Raw genomic sequence first — 1,628 nt, 5'->3', positions numbered from 1 at the left:
GGTTAGCAGAAGCCGCACATCTAAAAAAAGAGCATGTTAACCTCGATGAGGGCATTCTGACAATCATTCAGTCGAAAGGAAATAAGGATCGACTGGTATTTATGTCCGAAGATGTCACAAAACTATGCAGTCTTTACAAAAAAAGAATGGATGCCCAAATATCTGAAACAGAATGGTTTTTTCCTGGTAGTGATCCACACAAACCAATCCATAAAACGAGCCTGGATAAAAAATTCAAACAATTCTGGAATCTGACGCCATTTGCAGAACTTTGTGATAAAGCACCAACCATCCATGCGCTCAGACATACATTTGTAGTGGACAGAATGAACGAATGGATGCGGGAAGGCATCAGCCTAAACACCATGATGCCTTATCTTAGCAGATATCTGGGGCATTCCAATGTGAGTGATACGTTTTACTATTATCATCAGGTGGACAGGGCATTTCAGATTGTACGCCAGAAAGATGTCGTTTCGTATGGCGTCATTCCGGAGGTGATTCCATATGAAGAATAAGAAAGTTGACACCTACTCGTTGTTTTTTTCAATGACTTTGGAGTTTCTTGAAACATATCTACCACTGCAATTAGGAAGAAGTCCCAAAACCATTAAATCCTACCGGGACTCACTGACCGTCTTTAGACGCTATCTGTTTGATTCGCAGCACCGATCTGTTGCTGTCTTTAAATTTGATGACTGCAGTCAGAAATGCATTCAGGATTTTATCATCTTTTTAAAGGAAAACGGTAATAGTGCTGGCACCTGTAACCAAAGACTTACCGCTTTAAAATCATATTTACGGTTTGCCTCTGATCGAAATATTGCAGTCCAGTCGGTTGCACTAGGCATCGCCAGGATACCGCAGTGCAGAGTTCCGAAAAAAGAGAAGCAAACATTAACCGCAGTAGCGCTAGCTGCTATTTTACAGCAACCTGAAAATACGAAAATGGGATTGCGTGACCGTGCAATCATGATCCTTCTGTATGATTCAGCAATCAGAGTCGATGAACTGTTAAGCCTGAGACTAAAAGATCTTTCTTTACATACGGATAACCCATATATCAGAATTTCGGGTAAAGGAAATAAAGAACGGATTGTTGCAATTACGCTAAAAACGAGAGATCACCTTAAACAATATTTATCGATCTATCATAAAAAGGAAACCCTTGTAAACCCATATGTGTTTTATACAAAAATCAAAGGCACCACAGATAAAATGTCTTCTGGAAATGTTGAGCGTTTTATACGACAGTATGCTAAAAGTGCAAGCGAAAAATGTTTAGAGATACCAGAAAAAGTTTATCCACATATGTTTAGACGAACCAGGGCGACTGATCTTTACCAAAACGGTGTGGAACTGGAGCTGATTTCAAGAATCCTGGGCCATTCATCTACTGAAACAACAAAAGTCTATGCAAAACCATCGATAGAAATGCTTAGAATCGCCATCGAATCTGTGGAAACACCAGAACAAAAAAGCGAAGAACCATTATGGACAGCATGCAGTGAAGAAAAAATGGCTAAACTTTGTGGTTTGAGGTAAAGATTAATCCTCAGGTTTGAATGAAGAATCGCTGGTTTAAGCGGCATTCATCCAATCCTGAGGATTTTCTAATAATGAGGATA

Annotated in this window: 2 protein-coding genes; both read left to right on the top strand. The window is 39.6% G+C overall.

What is annotated here, in order from left to right:
* A partial coding sequence (locus FZC41_RS17070) for a tyrosine-type recombinase/integrase (RefSeq protein ID WP_148568654.1) occupies positions 1-518 on the top strand: 518 nt, incomplete at its 5' end.
* Positions 508-1,545, top strand: a complete 1,038-nt coding sequence (locus FZC41_RS17065) for a tyrosine-type recombinase/integrase (RefSeq protein WP_148568653.1) — start codon at positions 508-510, stop codon at positions 1,543-1,545. The genes FZC41_RS17070 and FZC41_RS17065, both read left to right, overlap by 11 nt.
* The last annotated feature ends 83 nt before the right edge of the window (positions 1,546-1,628 follow it).

The sequence above is a fragment of the Acetobacterium paludosum genome, from assembly GCF_008086595.1.
Lineage (GTDB): Bacteria > Bacillota > Clostridia > Eubacteriales > Eubacteriaceae > Acetobacterium > Acetobacterium paludosum.
Note: the sequence above shows the minus strand (reverse complement) of the source record. Positions and strands in the feature narration are given on the sequence as shown.

Excerpts from the sequence above, each read along its gene's own strand:
- FZC41_RS17065 (WP_148568653.1), top strand. The coding sequence starts at position 508 with ATGAAGAATAAGAAAGTTGACACCTACTCGTTGTTTTTTTCAATGACT.